General features: G+C 68.5%; 15 protein-coding genes. 8 read left to right on the forward strand and 7 right to left on the reverse strand.

Annotated features, from left to right (window positions below; genetic code table 11):
• Positions 1-9 precede the first annotated feature (9 nt).
• Genes EV647_RS12965 through EV647_RS12980 form a run of 4 tightly spaced genes read left to right on the forward strand, consistent with a single transcriptional unit; the run spans position 10 to position 2,482 of the window.
• The gene (locus EV647_RS12965; RefSeq protein ID WP_134002472.1) at positions 10-294 is read left to right on the forward strand and encodes a hypothetical protein; all 285 of its coding nucleotides are present in this window, start codon (positions 10-12) and stop codon (positions 292-294) included.
• A complete protein-coding gene (locus tag EV647_RS12970; protein ID WP_238154955.1) occupies positions 287-502 on the forward strand; it encodes an acyl carrier protein in 216 nt (71 codons plus the stop codon). The genes EV647_RS12965 and EV647_RS12970 overlap by 8 nt, the downstream gene beginning before the upstream one ends.
• Positions 499-1,740 (forward strand): AMP-binding protein, encoded by a 1,242-nt coding sequence (locus EV647_RS12975; protein ID WP_134002474.1) that lies wholly within the window; start codon positions 499-501, stop codon positions 1,738-1,740. The genes EV647_RS12970 and EV647_RS12975 overlap by 4 nt, the downstream gene beginning before the upstream one ends.
• Positions 1,733-2,482, forward strand: coding sequence for an SDR family NAD(P)-dependent oxidoreductase (locus EV647_RS12980; RefSeq protein ID WP_134002476.1), 750 nt, complete (start codon positions 1,733-1,735; stop codon positions 2,480-2,482). The genes EV647_RS12975 and EV647_RS12980 overlap by 8 nt, the downstream gene beginning before the upstream one ends.
• On the opposite strand, the gene EV647_RS12985 is transcribed toward EV647_RS12980, so the two are convergent.
• Positions 2,479-3,870: an FAD-binding oxidoreductase gene (locus EV647_RS12985; protein ID WP_134002478.1), complete on the reverse strand. Its 1,392-nt coding sequence runs from the start codon at positions 3,868-3,870 to the stop codon at positions 2,479-2,481. The two genes, EV647_RS12980 and EV647_RS12985, sit on opposite strands and share 4 nt — an antisense overlap.
• 167 nt (positions 3,871-4,037) lie before the next feature.
• Between EV647_RS12985 and EV647_RS12990 the strand changes: the two genes are divergently transcribed.
• Both EV647_RS12990 and EV647_RS12995 read left to right on the forward strand, forming a co-directional pair.
• Entirely contained in the window at positions 4,038-5,243 is a 1,206-nt protein-coding gene (locus tag EV647_RS12990; RefSeq protein WP_238177178.1) for a DUF2786 domain-containing protein, read from the forward strand.
• The gene (locus tag EV647_RS12995) at positions 5,240-5,758 is read left to right on the forward strand and encodes a dTDP-4-dehydrorhamnose 3,5-epimerase family protein (RefSeq protein WP_134002480.1); all 519 of its coding nucleotides are present in this window, start codon (positions 5,240-5,242) and stop codon (positions 5,756-5,758) included. The genes EV647_RS12990 and EV647_RS12995 overlap by 4 nt, the downstream gene beginning before the upstream one ends.
• On the opposite strand, the gene EV647_RS13000 is transcribed toward EV647_RS12995, so the two are convergent.
• Positions 5,739-6,317 (reverse strand): TetR/AcrR family transcriptional regulator, encoded by a 579-nt coding sequence (locus EV647_RS13000; protein ID WP_134002482.1) that lies wholly within the window; start codon positions 6,315-6,317, stop codon positions 5,739-5,741. The two genes, EV647_RS12995 and EV647_RS13000, sit on opposite strands and share 20 nt — an antisense overlap.
• Positions 6,318-6,439: 122 nt before the next feature.
• On the opposite strand from EV647_RS13000, the gene EV647_RS13005 reads away from it, so the two are divergent.
• A complete protein-coding gene (locus EV647_RS13005; protein ID WP_134002484.1) occupies positions 6,440-7,918 on the forward strand; it encodes an MFS transporter in 1,479 nt (492 codons plus the stop codon).
• Here the strand turns inward: EV647_RS13005 and EV647_RS13010 are convergent.
• The 4 genes from EV647_RS13010 to EV647_RS13025 all read right to left on the reverse strand — a co-directional run bounded on the left by EV647_RS13010 (position 7,907) and on the right by EV647_RS13025 (position 14,032).
• Entirely contained in the window at positions 7,907-8,887 is a 981-nt protein-coding gene (locus EV647_RS13010; RefSeq protein ID WP_134002486.1) for a GNAT family N-acetyltransferase, read from the reverse strand. The genes EV647_RS13005 and EV647_RS13010 overlap by 12 nt on opposite strands.
• Before the next feature lie 36 nt (positions 8,888-8,923).
• Positions 8,924-9,964 carry an alpha/beta hydrolase-fold protein gene (locus tag EV647_RS13015; RefSeq protein ID WP_134002488.1) on the reverse strand — a complete coding sequence of 347 codons (1,041 nt, stop codon included), beginning with the start codon at positions 9,962-9,964 and terminating at the stop codon, positions 8,924-8,926.
• 47 nt (positions 9,965-10,011) lie between these two features.
• Positions 10,012-11,682 (reverse strand): arginine--tRNA ligase, encoded by a 1,671-nt coding sequence (gene argS, locus EV647_RS13020; protein WP_134004283.1) that lies wholly within the window; start codon positions 11,680-11,682, stop codon positions 10,012-10,014.
• A 127-nt stretch (positions 11,683-11,809) separates the two neighbouring features.
• A complete protein-coding gene (locus EV647_RS13025) occupies positions 11,810-14,032 on the reverse strand; it encodes a bifunctional glycosyltransferase/CDP-glycerol:glycerophosphate glycerophosphotransferase (protein WP_134002490.1) in 2,223 nt (740 codons plus the stop codon).
• Positions 14,033-14,056: 24 nt separating this feature from the next.
• Between EV647_RS13025 and EV647_RS13030 the strand changes: the two genes are divergently transcribed.
• Positions 14,057-14,830 (forward strand): Fic family protein, encoded by a 774-nt coding sequence (locus EV647_RS13030; RefSeq protein WP_134002492.1) that lies wholly within the window; start codon positions 14,057-14,059, stop codon positions 14,828-14,830.
• Between the two features lie 273 nt (positions 14,831-15,103).
• On the opposite strand, the gene EV647_RS13035 is transcribed toward EV647_RS13030, so the two are convergent.
• On the reverse strand, positions 15,104-15,901 hold the full coding sequence (locus EV647_RS13035; protein WP_134002494.1) for an HAD family phosphatase: 798 nt from the start codon (positions 15,899-15,901) through the stop codon (positions 15,104-15,106).
• Positions 15,902-16,180 lie beyond the last annotated feature (279 nt).

Genomic DNA, 16,180 nt, shown 5'->3' on the forward strand with positions numbered 1-16,180 from the left:
GGAGGTCCGATGGTCGTGCAGCACATCGCGGGCCTGCCGGTGGAGGAGGTCCTGCTGGCGGCACTCGCCGCCGCGGGCCCGGTGATCGCCCTGATCGGCTGGGAGATCACCAGCCGGATCAAACGGGTGAAGGACCGCTGGCACTCACCAACGTCCGGCGAGGCCGCTCTGGCGGGCTCGGCTGAGCGTGACGGGGCCACGGCGCAGACGGTTGGTGAGTGCGGGACGTCCGGCGCTAGGCTGCGGGACTATGAGTTCGGTGGATCGGAGTCGGGTCAGGGAGTTGATGGGTGAGGTGATGACGGCCCAGGGCCGGGCATTGCCGGCCGAGGACACGGCGGACCTGCGCGAGATCGGGTTCCGGTCGCTGGACTTCTCCGAGCTGGCCCTCCGGGTGGAGGACGAACTCGGTGACGAGCTGAACTTCGATGCCCCTGGGCTGCGCCGGATCGCGACGGTCGGCGACGTACTGGATTTCATCGAGCAACTCCAGTCGGCGTGAGCACCCGGCGCCGCACGACCGCCCTGATCGGCGACGACAACACCGTCGTCGTCGCCGGCAAGCGCCTGACCTGGCGGACGCTGCGCAAGCTGCCGCAGCTGCCGTCGCCCGCGGCCGTCCTGGTCGACAACGGCGCCGACGCGCTCGCCGCGCTCCGCCATCATGCGGTGCACGGCACCGAGTTACTGGTTGCGACCGAGTCCCGCGTCGACGAGCGCATGCGGGAGGAACTGGGCGAGTCCGGTTTCGCGATCGTCCTGCCCGACGGGTCAGTCACCCCAGCGCGACTGAAGCGGGTCGAGGAGTCCGGTCGCGCCTGGCTGCTCACCTCCGGCTCCACCGGCCGCCCGAAGCGCATCGGGCACACCCTGGAGTCGCTGACCACCGTCACCGCCGACCAACCGCCGCGCACCTGGCTGCTGCCGTACTCGCCCGGGACCTACGCCTGGTGGCAGGTCGTCACGCTCTCGCTGACCCAAGCCGATCAGGGCCTGGTCGTGATCGAGCCGAGCGAGCTGGAGGACTGGCCGAAGATGGCGACCGAGCACGGCGTCACGGCCGCCTCCGGTACGCCGACATTCTGGCGGCAGGCGATCTACCGCGACGCCGACGCGCTCGCCGGCGTACCGCTGGAGCAGATCACGCTGGGCGGCGAGCCCGTCGACCAGGCGATCCTCGACCAGCTCCGGGAGATCTTCCCGACGACGCGGATCTCCTGGATCTACGCGTCCTCGGAGGTCGGCGCGTCGATCGTGGTGCACGACGGCAAGGCCGGGTTCCCCAGGTCCTGGCTGGACCGCGACCCGCACCCGGAGCGCCCGGTCCTGAGCGTCGAGGGCGACGAGCTCGTGATCCGCTCGCCGCACCACGGCGCCGGCCTGATCGGCGCGATCCGCACCGGCGACCGGGTCGAGTACGACGGGGACCGGGTGCTGATCACCGGCCGCCTGGACACCGACGAGATCAACGTCGGCGGGTCCAAGGTCTCGGCCGGCGTGGTCCGCAACGTGCTGATGGGCCACCCGGGCGTGTCCTGGGCGCGCGTCTTCGCCCGCAAGGCGCCGTTGGTCGGCCGGATGGTCGCGGCCGAGGTGGTCCCGAACCGGTCGCTCGGCCCGATCACGGACACCGACCTGGTCCAGTGGTGTTCGACCCGGTTACCGGACTACGGCGTACCGCGGCGGATCAAGTTCCTCGACCAGATCCCGCAGAAGGAAACCCTGAAGAGCGATGTCTGAAGCCCCCAGTGTCGTCCCGCCGGCCTCGGTCGTGCTGGTGTCCGGCGGTTCCCGCGGTCTCGGTCTCGCGATCGTCACCGACCTGCTCGCGGCCGGTCTCAAGGTCGGCGCGTTCGCCCGTACGGTCACGCCGGAGCTGACCGCACTCGGGGAGAAGTACCCGGACCACCTCCATTACGGCTCCGTCGACATCAACGACGGCGCGGCCGGGCAGGCGTTCGTCAAGGCGGTCGAGAGCACGCTCGGCCCGATCGATGCCTTGGTCAACAATGCGGCGATCGGACAGGACTCGTTACACGTCCACACGTCCGCAGACCACGTGGCCGAGATCATCCGGACGAACCTGACGTCGCCGCTGATCCTCACCCGCTTCGTGCTGCGCCGGATGCTGGCGAAGGGCCTGAAGGGCCGGATCGTGAACATCACCTCGATCTGCGCGCAACGCGGCTACCCCGGCCTGGTCGCGTACTCGGCCACCAAGGGCGGGATGGACGCGGCCACCCGTTCACTGGCCCGTGAACTCGGTGGCCGCATCCTCGCCAACGCCGTCGCGCCGGGTTTCTTCGCCTCGGAGATGTCCGCGGTCCTCGGCCAGACCCAGCTCGACCAGATCGTCCGCCGGACGCCGACCGGCCACCTGACCGAGCCGGAGGACGTCCTTCCGGTCGTCCGCATGCTCCTCCTGGAGAACACGAACCTCAACGGCCAGGTGCTGGTCGTGGACGGCGCCGCCTCGATCTAGGGCCTGATGTTCTGGTTGCGGTGGAACACGTTGTCCGGGTCGTACTTCTGCTTGACCTCGCGGAGCCGGTCGTACTTGTCGCCGTACGACGCCCGGATGCGGGCCTCGTCGGGCTCGGTCATACCGTTCACGTAGCTGCCGATGTTGATGGTGTGCGGCTGCAGGGCGTCCCAGAACGTCCGCACCCACGTGCGTTCGGCCTCGAGCGCCTCGCGGACCGGCGTCGTTGCGATCATGAACACCGCGTAGCGCTCGGTGCGCTGCCCGCTGAACGCGGTCGCGTCGTCCGCCGTCTCCAAGTAGCCGTGGTCGAGGTGGTAGAACATCGTGACCGACAGCGGCGACGTTTTCTGCGGGAACTGCTCGGTGATCACGTCGATCGCCTCGTCGGTCAGCGTCTCGAGGTAGGCGCCCTTCTCGTAGCGGCACATTCCCCAGGCGTTCGGCTCGTCGATCGACTGCTGTACGGCGACGTACGGCATCGGCGTCGTGAACTCGAACAGCGGCGGCGGCAGCGTCCCGCGCAGTTGCCGCATCGCCTCGGCGTGCTGCTCGGGCGACCCGAATCCGACCGCGATGAGCGCGTATCCGACCTTGAAGTGGTGCTCTTCGGGGACGAACGGTGCCGGCGGCGCATTCAGGCCGGCGATCACCACGTTCACCTCGCGCGGCAGTGCCGGGATCACCTCGCGGGCGGCCCGGAACAGTTCGACGCCCTGCTCCGCGCCCCAGAACGCGATGCCGTAGTTCACCATCGGCCCGGCCGGGTGCAACCGGAACTCGAACTCGGTGACCACGCCGAAGTTGCCGCCTCCGCCGCGGACGGCCCAGAACAGGTCTGTGTTCTCGTCCGCCGCGGCGCGCCGGAGGCTGCCGTCCGCGGTGACGATCTGGACCGACTCCAGGTTGTCGATACTGAGCCCGTGCAGCCGGGTCAGCAGACCCATGCCGCCGCCGAGCACCAGCCCGCCGACTCCCGTGTGGCTGACGATGCCGGCGGGTACGGCGAGACCGTACTCCTGCGTCGCGGCGTCGAGATCCCCGAGCAGCGCACCACCGGCGGCACGCGCCCGGCGGGCCTCGGGATCCACCGACACCTGGTTCAACAGGCTCAGGTCGATCATCAGGCCGTCATCCACCGACGACAGCCCGGCCATGCTGTGCGCACCCCCGCGGACAGCGATCTCCAAGCCCTCGGCGACCGCATAGCGGACGGCGGCCTGCACATCCGCGGCCGACCGTGGCCGCACGATCACCGCCGGACGGCGGTCGTGCTCGGCGTTCCAGAGCCGCCGCGCCTCGTCGTACCCCTCTTCACCCGGCCGCAGCGCAAGGCCCTCCAGGATCGCGCGTAACGCGTCGAATCCGGTTTCCGCAAGTTGAGTCATTGCTTCCCCTCCCCGATGTGATGCCGTCAGGCTCGGTGCCTGACCCCCTGTTGACAGCAGTCGTTCGTGCGTCTGTCTTCAGTTACTGTCGGGATTCGCGGGGTTATCCACAAGGGGATGGATTCCCGTTTTGGGTGGGAACTTCGGTGGGTGTCAGACTCGACGGCGTGAGTGACCAGGAAATCCTGCGATTGTTACCGACCGCTGCGGCGGTCGTTGCCGTGCGCGACGATCGCGCCGACGCGCACCTGGCCCAGCTGGGTGCGTACGACGAGCGCGACCAGGCGCAGGTGGATCGGTGCGTGCAGGCGTTCCTCACCGGTTTGCTCCGCACCGCCTGGGAGCGCGGCTGGGCGCCGGCCGATGTGGTCCAGCACGGCCGCCGCACGCTGGATGCCGGCGTCGAGCCGTTGCTGCTGGCAGCGATCTCGGCCGAACACCGCGGTTACCGTCCCGCCACCATCGACCCCCGCTGGCTCGGTCAACTGACAGACCTCGGCGTGCCGCAGCCCTTCACTGAACTAAGCCTGACCGCTTGGGCAGCGGGCGCACGCGTCGGCCGCTACCTCACGCTGCATCACGCCTTGTCCCTGGCCGGCTTCCTCCAGACCCTGCCGGTCCTGGCCAGGCTCTACCCATTACCCGGTACGACGGTCCGCCGCGGGCAGCCCGCCGTACCGGCGAACGGGAAGATGCTGGCGCGGATCCGCGGCCTGCTCGCGAAGGCGGAGGCGACCGAGTTCCCGGACGAGGCGGAGGCGTTGTCCGGTAAGGCGCAGGAGCTGATGGCGAAGTTCTCCTTGGACAGCGCCCTCCTGGACGCAGAGGTGGAGATCCCGGATGATTCCGCGGGGCGCCGGCTCTGGGTCGAGACGCCGTACGTGTCGGCCAAGGCACAGTTGGTCGGCGCGGTCGCCGCGGCGAATCGGTGTCGCACGGTCGTGATCGACGAGCTGGCCGTCGTCACCATCGTCGGCGCCGAGGTGGACCTGCAACACACCGAGATCCTCAGCACTTCCCTTCTGGTGCAGGCGAATCGCGCGATGCTTGCCGCTGGCAAACATATCGGCCATCAGGGTGAGTCCCGGACGCGATCGTTCCGCCAGTCGTTCCTGATGGCCTACGCGCAACGGATCGGCGAGCGTTTGGAGCAGACGGCCGCGGCGACGCAGGCCGCCGTACCCGAAGCGGCTGCGGACCGTCTGTTGCCGGTGCTGGCCAAGCGGGAGGAGCAGGTCGACGCGTTGTTCGCGCAGCTCTTCCCGAACACGACCACGCGGCGGACTCGCATCACCAACGGCGCCGGGTGGAACGCGGGCGTGACCGCTGCCGACCAGGCCCAGCTCGAGGCCCGCCGGCAGGTACGCCGGTGAGGATCGAGGAGACCGCAATCCCCGGCGTACTGCGGATCGAGCTGGAGGTACAGCCGCACGACGACGGATGGTTCAAGGAGAACTTCCACCGCGAGAAGCTGGCCGACCTCGGGATGGAGGTCGTGCAGCACAACGTCGCGCACTTCGAGGCGGCCGGGATCGTCCGCGGGATCCACGCGGAGCCCTGGGACAAGTACCTGTCGCCGTCGTCCGGGCGGGTGTTCGCCGCGATCGTCGACCTCCGCCCCGGTGACGGCTTCGGCCAGGTGGAGACGTTCGAACTCGGTACGTCGGACGCGCTCTACGTGCCCCGTGGTGTCGGGAACTCGTTCTGCACACTGACGCCGCACACGACGTACAACTTCCTGGTGAACGAGCCCTGGTCGCCGGAGCGGGTGACCGTGGACCTGTTCGATCCGGAGCTGGCGATCGCGTGGCCGCTCGAGCAGCTCAAGTACACCGAGCGGGACTCCGGGAACCCTTCGCTGGCAGAACTCAGGAGGCAGCGGGCCTGAGTCCGCAGAGCACGATGTCGAGCAGGCGGTGGGCCTGCTCTGGCTGGGTGTCGGCGTTGTGAGCGATACCGCCGACCAGTCGCAGGACGTCCGCCAGCTCCAGCTCGGGCCGGACGTCGCCGGCCGCCTTCGCCTTGTCGAGCAGGAGTTTCCCGGCCTCTTGCACATTCGCCTTGCAGGCCTGGAAGAACGGCGAGTCCTTGCCTAGGGCATCTATCAGCTCACCCGACAGGCTCTTCTTGGACAGCCCGTACCCGACGAAGCTGCGCAGCCAGGCGGCGAGCGCGTCGAACGGCTCCAGTTCCCGGTCGAAGTCGTACGCGCGGTCGCAGACGGACTGGATCTCGTCGACGTAGACCGCCTCGAGCAGTGCGGTCCGGCTCGGGAACCGGCGGTACAGCGTGCCGATGCCGACGCCGGCCCGGCGGGCGATCTCCTCGAGTGAGGTGTCGGTGCCGTGCTCCGCGAACGTCTCCCGGGCGGCCGTCACCAGGCGGTCGTAGTTCCGGGCCGCGTCCGCACGGGTCGGACGTGCGCACGGCAAGGGTTGTGGCGCCATCCGGCCTCCTCGCAGATCACCAGAACAATATCGCTTGCAAAGCGGAGGAACCCTCCGTATCGTATCCGGAGGAGCGCTCCGCTTTCTGTCTCAACTGTAGCCCCTCAGGGGTAAGGAGCAATATGTCGGCAACATCCGCGGCGCCGGCCGGCGCCACCTCGGGCACGCCTGCGCGGCGGCCGGGGATCGTTCTCGCGGTCATCCTGGTCACCCAGTTGATGGTGATCCTCGACGCGACCGTCGTGAACATCGCAATGCCTCACATCCAGCAGGCCCTGCACTTCAGCCCGTCCAGCCTGTCCTGGGTGCAGAACGCGTACGCGCTGGCGTTCGGCGGTCTGCTCCTGCTCGGCGCCCGTGCCGGTGACCTGCTCGGTCGCCGCCGGGTGTTCCTCACCGGCGTCAGCGTCTTCACGCTCGCCTCGCTGCTCGGAGGCCTCGCGCCGAACGCCGAGTTGCTGCTCGCCGCCCGCGTTCTGCAAGGCATCGGCGGTGCGATCGCGGCGCCGGCGGCTCTGACGCTGCTGATGCTCACGTACCGCGAAGGTCCCGAGCGGATGAAGGCACTCGGCTACTACAGCCTGATCTCGTCCGGTGGCGGCAGCGTCGGCCTGGTCCTCGGGGGCATGCTGACCGACTGGGCTTCGTGGCGCTGGGGCCTGTTCATCAACGTGCCGATCGGTGTGGCGCTGATCCTGACGGCCCGCCAGGTGCTGACCGAGACCGAGCCCGAGACCGGCCGCTTCGACGTGGCCGGAGCGGTCACCTCGACCCTCGGAATCACGTCGCTCGTCTACGGATTCATCCGGGTGGCCGAGAAGGGCTGGACCGCCACCGAGGTCCTGGTGGCGTTCGCCGCGGGCGTGGTGCTGCTGGTCTCGTTCGTGCTGATCGAGCGTCGCGTCAGCCACCCCATCGTGCCACTGCGGCTGTTCCGGTCGGCGACCCGGACGGCGTCGTACCTGACCATGCTGCTGATCGTCGGGACGATGTTCGGGATGTTCTTCTTCCTCACGCAGTACCTGCAGGGAGTGCTCGGGCTCAAGCCGTTCGCGGCCGGCCTGGCGTTCCTGCCACTGACGGGTCTGCTGTTCGCCCAGTCGCGAGTGGTGCCGAAGCTGATTGCCCGGATCGACGGCGCGAAACTGATGCTGATCGGCTCCACGCTGGTCACGCTCGGGACGATCTGGCTGACTCGGCTGGACTCGCACAGCACCTACCTGCACGACGTGGTCGGACCACTCCTGCTGTTCGGCGCGGGTGCCGGGATGATCTTCATCCCGCTCGTCGGCCGCGCCATCTCGGGCGTCGCGCCGGAGGACTCGGGTGCCGCGTCCGGCATGCTGAACGTGGTCCAGCAGGTCGGCGGCGCGCTCGGTCTGGGCATCCTGGTGACGATCTTCGGTACGGCGAGCCGCAACTCGACGTCGACGATCCCCCGGGAGGTGCTGGTGGACGGCGTTCACGCCGCGTTCGTCGGATCGCTGGTCTACGCAGCGGTGAGCCTCGCGATGATCGTGTTCACCGTCCAGCCGTGGAAGTGGTTCCGCGGAGCGCCGGAGCCGGTCGAGACCCCAGCAGTCGTGGACTCACACGTCTGACGGGATGGGCAGCGCGTAGCTGATGAACTTCTGGTGAGTGACGAAGCCGAGGCCCTCGTACAGTCCGAGGGCTCCGGTCGGGTTGTCGGCGTCGACGCCGAGCGCGGCCCGCTGGTACCCGGCCTCTGCGGCCTTGGCGAGCACCTTCGCCAGGGCCGCACGGGCCAGTCCGCGGCCACGGTAGGCCCGTCGGGTGCCGACCTGGCCTATGTACAGCTCCCGGACTCCGGTCGCCTCGGTGTCGGCTTCCCACTCGTAACAGTTGGCGTACGCCGCGATGGTGTCGCCGTCGAGGACGTAGTACGACTGCGTTCCGCGGAACGCCCGTGATCCGACGTTCCGGGCTCGCCACGCCTCCGTGGTGGGCGGGGACCAGCCCCAATGGTCGGAGAAGGCCTCGAAGTGGGTCTGCCGCAACGCTTCCTCGTAGGACGTGTCGTACGACCTGAGCTGGAGGCCGCCGACCACTGGCGCGGGCGGGACCGGTTGGTCCAGCCGCCGCCGCATGTCGAAGAAGAACCGCTCGGCTTTGAAGCCCAGGCCTTCGAGCAGGTTGGTCACGCTGACGTTGTTGCTGCCCGCGCCGACGCTGACCTGACCGGGGGCGTCCGGGTGCGTGGCGGCATGCAGTTCGCCGGCGCGACGGATCAGCCAGCGCATCAGGGTCGTGCCGAGGCCCTGCCGGCGCCACTCCGGATCGATGGCACCCTCGGTGTTGACCCGGTCCACGTCCACCACGGTGGTCCTGCTGTGTGCGATGCCATAGCCGATCATCCGGTCGCCGGACCACAGGCTGATGCTGTCGTTGGCCAGATCGAGTTCCGGCCGCTCCAGCTGCTCGGCGAGATCCTCGGCACTGTAGTTCTCGCCGACCTGGTCGACCTTCTCCTTGGCAGCCGTCAGTGCCGCCCACGCCTCGACGTCGCCCTTTTCCATCGGACGCGCCTCGATCCCCTCCGGCCAGCTCATGGCTCGACCGTACGACGTCTGCACGGTGACGGCATGTCAATTAGTCAGTTGCTCGGCCAGCCAGCGGACTGCCATCGGGTAGCGGTACTCGATGCCGCCGTGGGTGCCCTCGAACAGCTCGAAGTGGATCCGCTCGTCCGGGAGACCGGCCTCCCGCGTAGCACGATGGAACGCCGTGGCGCCGAGGTCCAGGTAGTACTCGTCCTGCCGGCCGGCGTCGATCCATACTGCGCGGAGCGATCGCAGCGCATCGGCGTACTGCGGCTCCTTCACCATCTCGACCGGGTCGCGGGACAGCCAGCGGGCCCAGATCTCCGGGACGATCGCGCCGAGGTCGTCGAACGGCAGTAGTACCGTGCCGTCGGCCTCAGCGGAGTACGCCGACGCGTACCCGTACATCTCCAGCAGGTGCAGGTCCTCGTTGGTGGTCCGCCCGGTCTTGGTCGCGAGCACCTCGAAGTACTTCTCGTAGCTGCCGTCGTACTTGTCCCGCAGCGTCCGCGCGCGCTCCGGGAACTCCGGCCGGTAGCAGACGTCGAAGAGCGCGTCACCGGCATGCGTCGCGAGCGCCCCGAACACGTCCGGACGCAGCAGCGGCGTCACCATCGCGGTGTAGCCACCGCTCGACTTACCGGTGACCGCACGATGATCGCGGTCCGGGATGGTCCGGTACGTCGCATCGACCCACGGCACGATCTCGTCGCAGAGATACGACTGGTACTGCCCCGTCCCGGGGGAGTCGAGGCATTGGCTGCCGCCGTACTTCGTCCACGAGTCGACGAACACCACGACGGCCCGCGGCACGCTCTCGTCGGAGAACATCGCGTCCAGCAGCTCCGGGTACGGCTGCCGGAACGGGACCCGGTTGAACCACATGCCGACGTGGCCGGTGTAGCCCATCGTCACGTAGACCGACGGGTAGCGCTCGGCGGAGTTGTCGGGGTCGTCGTACCCCGGCGGCAGGTAGATCAGCACCGGCCGCTCGTGCGGATCGCCGAGCGGGTTCCCGCGCAGCAACTCACTCGTGTACGTCGTCTGGTCCAGGCGTCCCTTGAACTCGGCCGACCACGGCAGCATTCGTCCTCCAAAGGCTCACATTGAGCCAGACTCACATTGCGTCAGACTCACATTGCGTCGGGGGCCTCGATCCCCAGCAGGCCGAGTCCATCCTGCAACACCTTCCGGGTCGCAGTGCAGAGGGCGATCCGGCTTGCCCTCGTCGCACCCTCACTGCTCAGCACCGGGCACTGCTCGTAGAACACGGAGAGGGCGGATGCGACGTCGTACAGATAGGTGCAGAGCCTGTGCGGCTGGAGCGTCTCCGCGACCTGCTCGACGGTGGTGCCGAAGCCGGTGAGCAGGAGGGCGAGCCGCTGCTCGGCCGGGTCCTTCAGTTCGGTGAGCTCACCTGTCGTCCCTGCTTTGGCGAGCAGCCGGGTGAGCCGCGCGTGCGCGTACTGCAGATACGGGCCGGTGTTGCCGGTCATCGCGACCATCCGGTCCAGGTCGAACACATAGTCGTTGCCCCGGTCGCTCGACAGGTCGGCGTACTTGACCGCGCCGATCCCCACGGCCCGTGCGGTCGCGGCCCGGTCGACGCCCTCCCGGCCGGCCAGCAGCGCGTCGGCCCGGGCGACCGCGCTCTCCAACAGGTCGACGAGCTTGACGGTGCCGCCTTCCCTTGTTTTGAAGGGTTTTCCGTTCGGGCCGAGCACGGTGCCGAACGAGACATGCTCCGCCGGTACGCTTGCCGGCAGCCAGCCGGCGGTCCGCGCGAGCGTGAAGATCATGTCGAAGTGCAGGGCCTGCCGATGGTCCACGACGTACACGATCCGGTCCGCGTGCAACGTGCTCACCCGATGCCGTACGGCGGCGAGGTCGGTCGCGCTGTAGCCGAATCCGCCATCGGACTTCCGCACGATCACCGGCAGCGGATCGCCGTCGCGACCGAGGAATCCTGGCAGGAAGGCGCACATCGCGCCGTCGGACTCGGTCAGCAGGTCTTGCTGTTCGAGCTCGGCCACGACCCGCGGCAGATCGTCGTTGTACGCGCTCTCGCCGACGACGTCCGTCCGCTCGAGGTTGCTGCCGAGCAAGGCGTACACCTTGTCGAAGTCGTCCAGCGACACGTCGACCATGTGCCGCCACATCGCCCGCGTCTCCGGATCGCCCGACTGCAACGCGACCACCCGCAGCCGCGATTTGTCGGCAAAGGTGCCGTCGGCATCGAAGTGCTTCCGGCTCCGCTCGTAGAGCTGCTGCAATCCCTCCAGATCCAGGGATTCCGCGGCGAGACCTTCCTCGAGCAGTTGCTCGATCATCATCCCGTACTGCGTGCCCCAGTCGCCGACGTGGTTCTGCCGGATCACGTCGTACCCGGCGAACTCGAGGACGTTGCAGAGTGCGTCACCGATCACCGTCGACCGGAGATGGCCGACGTGCATCTGCTTCGCGACGTTCGGTTGCGAATAGTCGACGACGACCCGCTGACCCCTGCTGGTAAAGGATTCCGGCTCGTTGACCGCCTTCGCCAGCGTCTCCGGCAGCAACGTCAGGTTGATGAATCCAGGGCCGGCGATCTCTGGTGTCTGGCAAAGGTCCTCGACCTGCAACGAGGCGACCAGGCGTGCGGCGACGTCCCGCGGCGATTGGCCGAGGGCGTTGCCGATCCGGAGCGCGAGATTGCTCTGGTAGTGGCCGAACTCCGGCTTGGTACTCGACCGCAGCTCGGGGTCGTACGACGTACCGAAAGCGGCCAGGGCGGCAGCGGACAGTCTGGTGGACAGGACAGGCAGAACTGCGGACATGACTAGGTCCTTCAGGAGACGCGACTGGAACAGGCTGGGTGTTCAGACAGTGCGTCGTCGTCGCAGGCTGAAGCGCACGCGCCGGGCGTGGACAGGCTTCAGGCTGATCGACATGTCAGCCATTATGCACGAAGTACGCCGACGGCGCCGGAGACCGCTCGGCCAACGGCGCGATCGCCGGTACGTCGGTCTCGCCCAGGAACACCCGCCGTACGACGCGTTCGGCCGCGCGCCCGTCGTCGAACTCGCAGAACTTCTCCCGGTACAGGTGCCGGTGCTTGGCCGCCTCGGGCGCGGCGAACGTGCCGTTCCGGAGCGCGGCGTACAACTCCTCGGCGGACCGTGCCACCACGCCGGGCGGGAACTCGGCGACGTCGAAGTACGTGCCACGCCGGCCGTCGTAGAACGCCTGGTCCTCGACGTGCAGCATGATCGGCCGATCGAGGTTCGCGTAGTCGAAGGTGATCGACGAGTAGTCCGAGATGAGTACGTCGGCCGCCAGCATGAGGTCCTCGACCCGCGGGTGCCGCGACACGTCGATCACCACTCCGGAGTGGGATTCCGGTGCTGCGGACAACGAGTAGTGGGTGCGCACGAGCACCCGGCCGTGCTCACCGGCCGCAGCCGCCAGTTGGTCCAGGTCGAGCCGGACGCCGGTCCCGCCGAGGTCTTGCAGCCCGGTCGGCAGTCGTACCGAGTCGACGCCGTCGCGGAACGTCGGCGCGTACAGGATCACCAGGTGAGAGTCGTCGAACCCGAGCGCTGCGCGGACCGCCCGGACCTGCTCCAGGGATGCGTTGAGCAGTCGGTCGTTGCGCGGATAGCCGTACTCGAGCTCCTCGAAGTACGACGGGTAGGTGCGCTCCCAGATCTCCGACGAGTACCGGTTCGAGGACAGGTTGAAGTCCCAGCGATCGACCTGACGCATGAGCTCGTCGAGATCGAGGTCCCTGCACGCCTGGGGATGGTGCCGGAGGTCGGTGCCCATCGTCTTCAGCGGCGTACCGTGCTGGGTCTGCAGATGGATCTGGCCCTCGCGCTTGTCCAGGTTCTTCGGCCAGTTCATGTTGCTGACGAAGTACGTCGCCTTGTCGAGCAGCTTCTCGTACGCCGGGGAGTCCGCGACGACGTACTCGACGCCCTCCGGGACCGCGTCGACGTGCTCGTTGTCGACGACCCAGACCCCGCGCAGGTGCGGAGCCAGCTCGGCCGCCTTCTCGTAGATCGCGCGCGGGTTGCAGGCGTACTGCTTGAACCAGTAGGCGGCGTACGCGACCAGGTTCGGGTCGAGCTTGCCGCGCCGCAGCAGCTTGCCGACCGTCTTGCCCGCACTCGGGACGTGCAGCATCCGCGCGCTCAGCTTGAGCGTGGAGTAGGTCGCGTAGTCGTCGTGGATCAGCAGCCAGCGCTTGAACCCGCGGGCGGTCCGGTCGGCGCCGTACCCCTCCGGCTTCCAGCGCTTGGCGAAGGCGTGCGCCGTATGGAAGAACTCGGCCCGGTCGTCGGCGTCGATCCGCTCGGGCTTGGCGAGTACGGCGAGGATGTGGTCCAGCGACCGGTCGAACGCGAACCGGCGCCAGCCGGCCAGCTCCGGGTCGGACTGGATGAACGCGTGCACGCGGTCGTACTGGTCGAAGATGTCCCACTGCCGGCGGCCGCTGGTGGCGTGGATGTTGCCGCCGGTCCGATGCTGCCGGTAGTGCACGACGACCCGGTCCAGGGTGGCGATCCGCTCCGCGGTCAGCATCGTCGAGTAGGTCCAGGGCGCGTCCTCGTAGAAGCCGCTCGTGAAGGCGAAGCCGTGCCGGGTCAGGAACTGGCGGCGGTAGGCCTTGTTCCAGACCACCTCGAGGAAGGTCAGGAAGATCGGCCGCTCGGCCGCCGTGAACACCCCGGCGCCCTCGCGGGCGAACGCGTCGTGCCGCTGGCTGCCCATGACCCGGCCGTCCCAGAAGACCCGCTCGTAGTCGAACAGCACGAGGTCCGGCTGGTTGGCGGTGTCTATGCGGGCCGCGATGGCCTCCAGCGAGCCCGGCAGGTAGCTGTCGTCGGCGTCGAGGAACAGCACGTACTCGCCGCGGCACTCCTTCAGGCCGGCGTTCCGGGCCGGTCCGAGGCCGACGTTGTCGTCCAGGTGCAGCGCCCGGACCCGCGCGTCGGCGGCGGCGTACTCGTCCAGGATCCGGCCGGACCCGTCCGGATCGGCGTCGTCCACCCCGATCACCTCGAAGTCGGTGAACGACTGCCCGAGCACCGAGTCCAGACACGGCCGCAGCCAGGCCCGCGAGGCATGGCAGGGGACCACGATGCTGAACCTGGGGACGGTGCCGAGCGCCATGCCTAGTCATCCTATGGTGCAGCTATGAGTACTGATGTGTTCGAGCCATTGGCCGGTCTCGAGGGGGTCGGGTCGGCGGCACGGGCGGCCCGGGACGCGGTCGACGTACTGCTCCGGGATCGCGGGCTGCGCCGGGTCGGTTCGGACATGACCGCCGAGGCCCTGCTGCGGGGCGCGCACGCCTCAGCGGCGCTGGCCGGCAGCACGGCTGCTCTGGACGAGGTACGGCGAGGTGATGCCGACGGACTGGTCGCCGGCGCGGTGCGGATGACCGGCGAGCTGATGTCGCTCGCGCCACAGGTGGACAAGGCGCCGGTGCAGGTCTGGACCAGACTGCACCAGTTGGCCGCCGCCGACCTGGTCGCGGAGGACCAGTTGGGCCATCTCCGGACCAGTGCGGAACCTCTGCCGGACGACATCCCCGGGCTGCCGCCGGCGCCCGGTGCCGACGAGATGTGGGAGCGGCTGAGTGCCCTCGCGCAGAACCTGACCCGCCCGACCAAGGCGCCCGGTCTCGTCGTCGCGGCGATCGTGCACGCCGAGCTCGCCGTCCTGCGCCCGTTCCCGGCGGCCAACGGACTCGTTGCCCGGGCCGCCGAGCGCCTGCTGTTGGTTGCCCGGGGCATCGACCCGGTGGCGGTCACGGTCCCGGAGGGCGGTCACTATGTGTTGCGGGCGACCTATGCGTCGGGTCTCACCGACTACACAGCGCGAGGATTGACCGGCGTTCGTGATTGGTTGCTGCGGTCCTGCGAGGTCGTGACAAGAGGTGCCGAGCTCTCGCCGCTCTCGTCCTGAGTGAACATGCGAACGGCGTTCTCGAGTGAGAACGCCGTCGCTGGCACGTCGCCCTGGTTACCATGCGTGCACCTGTTTGCCGCCACAGGACGAGCCTGGGTCGCGCTGCCCGTTTGGGATGGGCTGGTCGCCGCGTGGGTACCTGGGTTCCCGTGCAATCTCTACCGGACCCTGAGGCCCTTTGTTGATTCCTTTGTACTCCTGAAACCCCTTTCTGTGAAGGGGAAGCGGAGTCCTTCATGGAGTTGAGAACAATGAAGCCCGCTTCAGCTTTCAGCTCGTCCGGGACCGCCGCCGGGAGGCCAGCAGCAGTGCTCCGGCGGCGATCGCCGCGACCAGGCCGGCCGCCAGCGCGGGGCGTCGTACGGCGGGGAAACCGGCCCGCTCGCCCGGCTCCGCGAACGCCAGGATCGGCCAGCCGCGCTCGAGCGCGACCCGGCGCAACGCCTTGTCCGGGTTGACCGCGTGCGGGTGCCCGACCGCGGCCAGCAGCGGCTCGTCGGTGATCGAATCCGAGTACCCGTAGGAACTCGCGAGGTCGTAGCCCTCGGTCGCGGCCAGGGCCTCGATCGCGGTCACCTTGTTCGGACCGTACGCGTACTCGGCGATCTCGCCGGTGTACTTGCCGTCGGCAACGACCATCCGGGTGGCGATCACCCGGTCGGCGCCGAGCATCGCGCCGATCGGCTCCACCACCTCGGCGCCGGACGACGACACGATCACCACGTCCCGGCCGGCCGCGTGATGCTGCGCGATCAGCTCGACCGCCTCGGTGTGGATCATCGGGCGGACGATGTGGTCCAGCGTGTCGGCGACGATCGCCTGCACCGTCGAGACGTCCCAGCCTGTGCACATCGCGGAGATGTACTCCCGCATCCGCTCCATCTGGTCGTGGTCCGCGCCGCCGAGCAGATAGACGAACTGGGCGTAGGCGCTGCGCAGGACCGTCCGGCGGTTGATCAGGCCGCCGGCGTAGAACGGCCGCGAGAACGCCAGCGTGCTCGAGCGGGCCAGAATGGTCTTGTCCAGATCGAAGAAGGCCGCCGATCGAGCCGTTCCGGGATGCGCCATGCAGTCGAGGATAGGCAGCCGGGAGAAACGCCGGGGACCCGGGCTTTTGCGTGGGCCGGTATCCCGTTAGACTAGTCGGCAGTGTGACAGTGACACTGGCTGGAAGCACCCGATCGGGTGGGACTGGCGCTTGGGCGAAACGCAATCAGTTGAAATTGAACTGAGATGTGTGAAGCCCGAACTCGGGGGGTACAAACTCTCTGACAGTGGCAGACTGTCGCCTCCTGAACGGCCCCCGGCTCCTCCCCCCGAGCCCGTGGCCGAAGACGGCCCCCGGTC

It is taken from the genome of Kribbella sp. VKM Ac-2566 (assembly GCF_004366005.1).
GTDB classification, from domain to species: domain Bacteria; phylum Actinomycetota; class Actinomycetes; order Propionibacteriales; family Kribbellaceae; genus Kribbella; species Kribbella pratensis.

Excerpts from the sequence above, each read along its gene's own strand:
- EV647_RS12965 (WP_134002472.1), top strand. The coding sequence starts at position 10 with ATGGTCGTGCAGCACATCGCGGGCCTGCCGGTGGAGGAGGTCCTGCTG.
- EV647_RS12970 (WP_238154955.1), top strand. The coding sequence starts at position 287 with ATGGGTGAGGTGATGACGGCCCAGGGCCGGGCATTGCCGGCCGAGGAC.
- EV647_RS12980 (WP_134002476.1), top strand. The coding sequence starts at position 1,733 with ATGTCTGAAGCCCCCAGTGTCGTCCCGCCGGCCTCGGTCGTGCTGGTG.
- EV647_RS12985 (WP_134002478.1), bottom strand. The coding sequence starts at position 3,870 with ATGACTCAACTTGCGGAAACCGGATTCGACGCGTTACGCGCGATCCTG.
- EV647_RS13000 (WP_134002482.1), bottom strand. The coding sequence starts at position 6,317 with ATGGCGCCACAACCCTTGCCGTGCGCACGTCCGACCCGTGCGGACGCG.
- EV647_RS13005 (WP_134002484.1), top strand. The coding sequence starts at position 6,440 with ATGTCGGCAACATCCGCGGCGCCGGCCGGCGCCACCTCGGGCACGCCT.
- EV647_RS13010 (WP_134002486.1), bottom strand. The coding sequence starts at position 8,887 with ATGAGCTGGCCGGAGGGGATCGAGGCGCGTCCGATGGAAAAGGGCGAC.
- EV647_RS13015 (WP_134002488.1), bottom strand. The coding sequence starts at position 9,964 with ATGCTGCCGTGGTCGGCCGAGTTCAAGGGACGCCTGGACCAGACGACG.
- EV647_RS13025 (WP_134002490.1), bottom strand. The coding sequence starts at position 14,032 with ATGGCGCTCGGCACCGTCCCCAGGTTCAGCATCGTGGTCCCCTGCCAT.
- EV647_RS13030 (WP_134002492.1), top strand. The coding sequence starts at position 14,057 with ATGAGTACTGATGTGTTCGAGCCATTGGCCGGTCTCGAGGGGGTCGGG.
- EV647_RS13035 (WP_134002494.1), bottom strand. The coding sequence starts at position 15,901 with ATGGCGCATCCCGGAACGGCTCGATCGGCGGCCTTCTTCGATCTGGAC.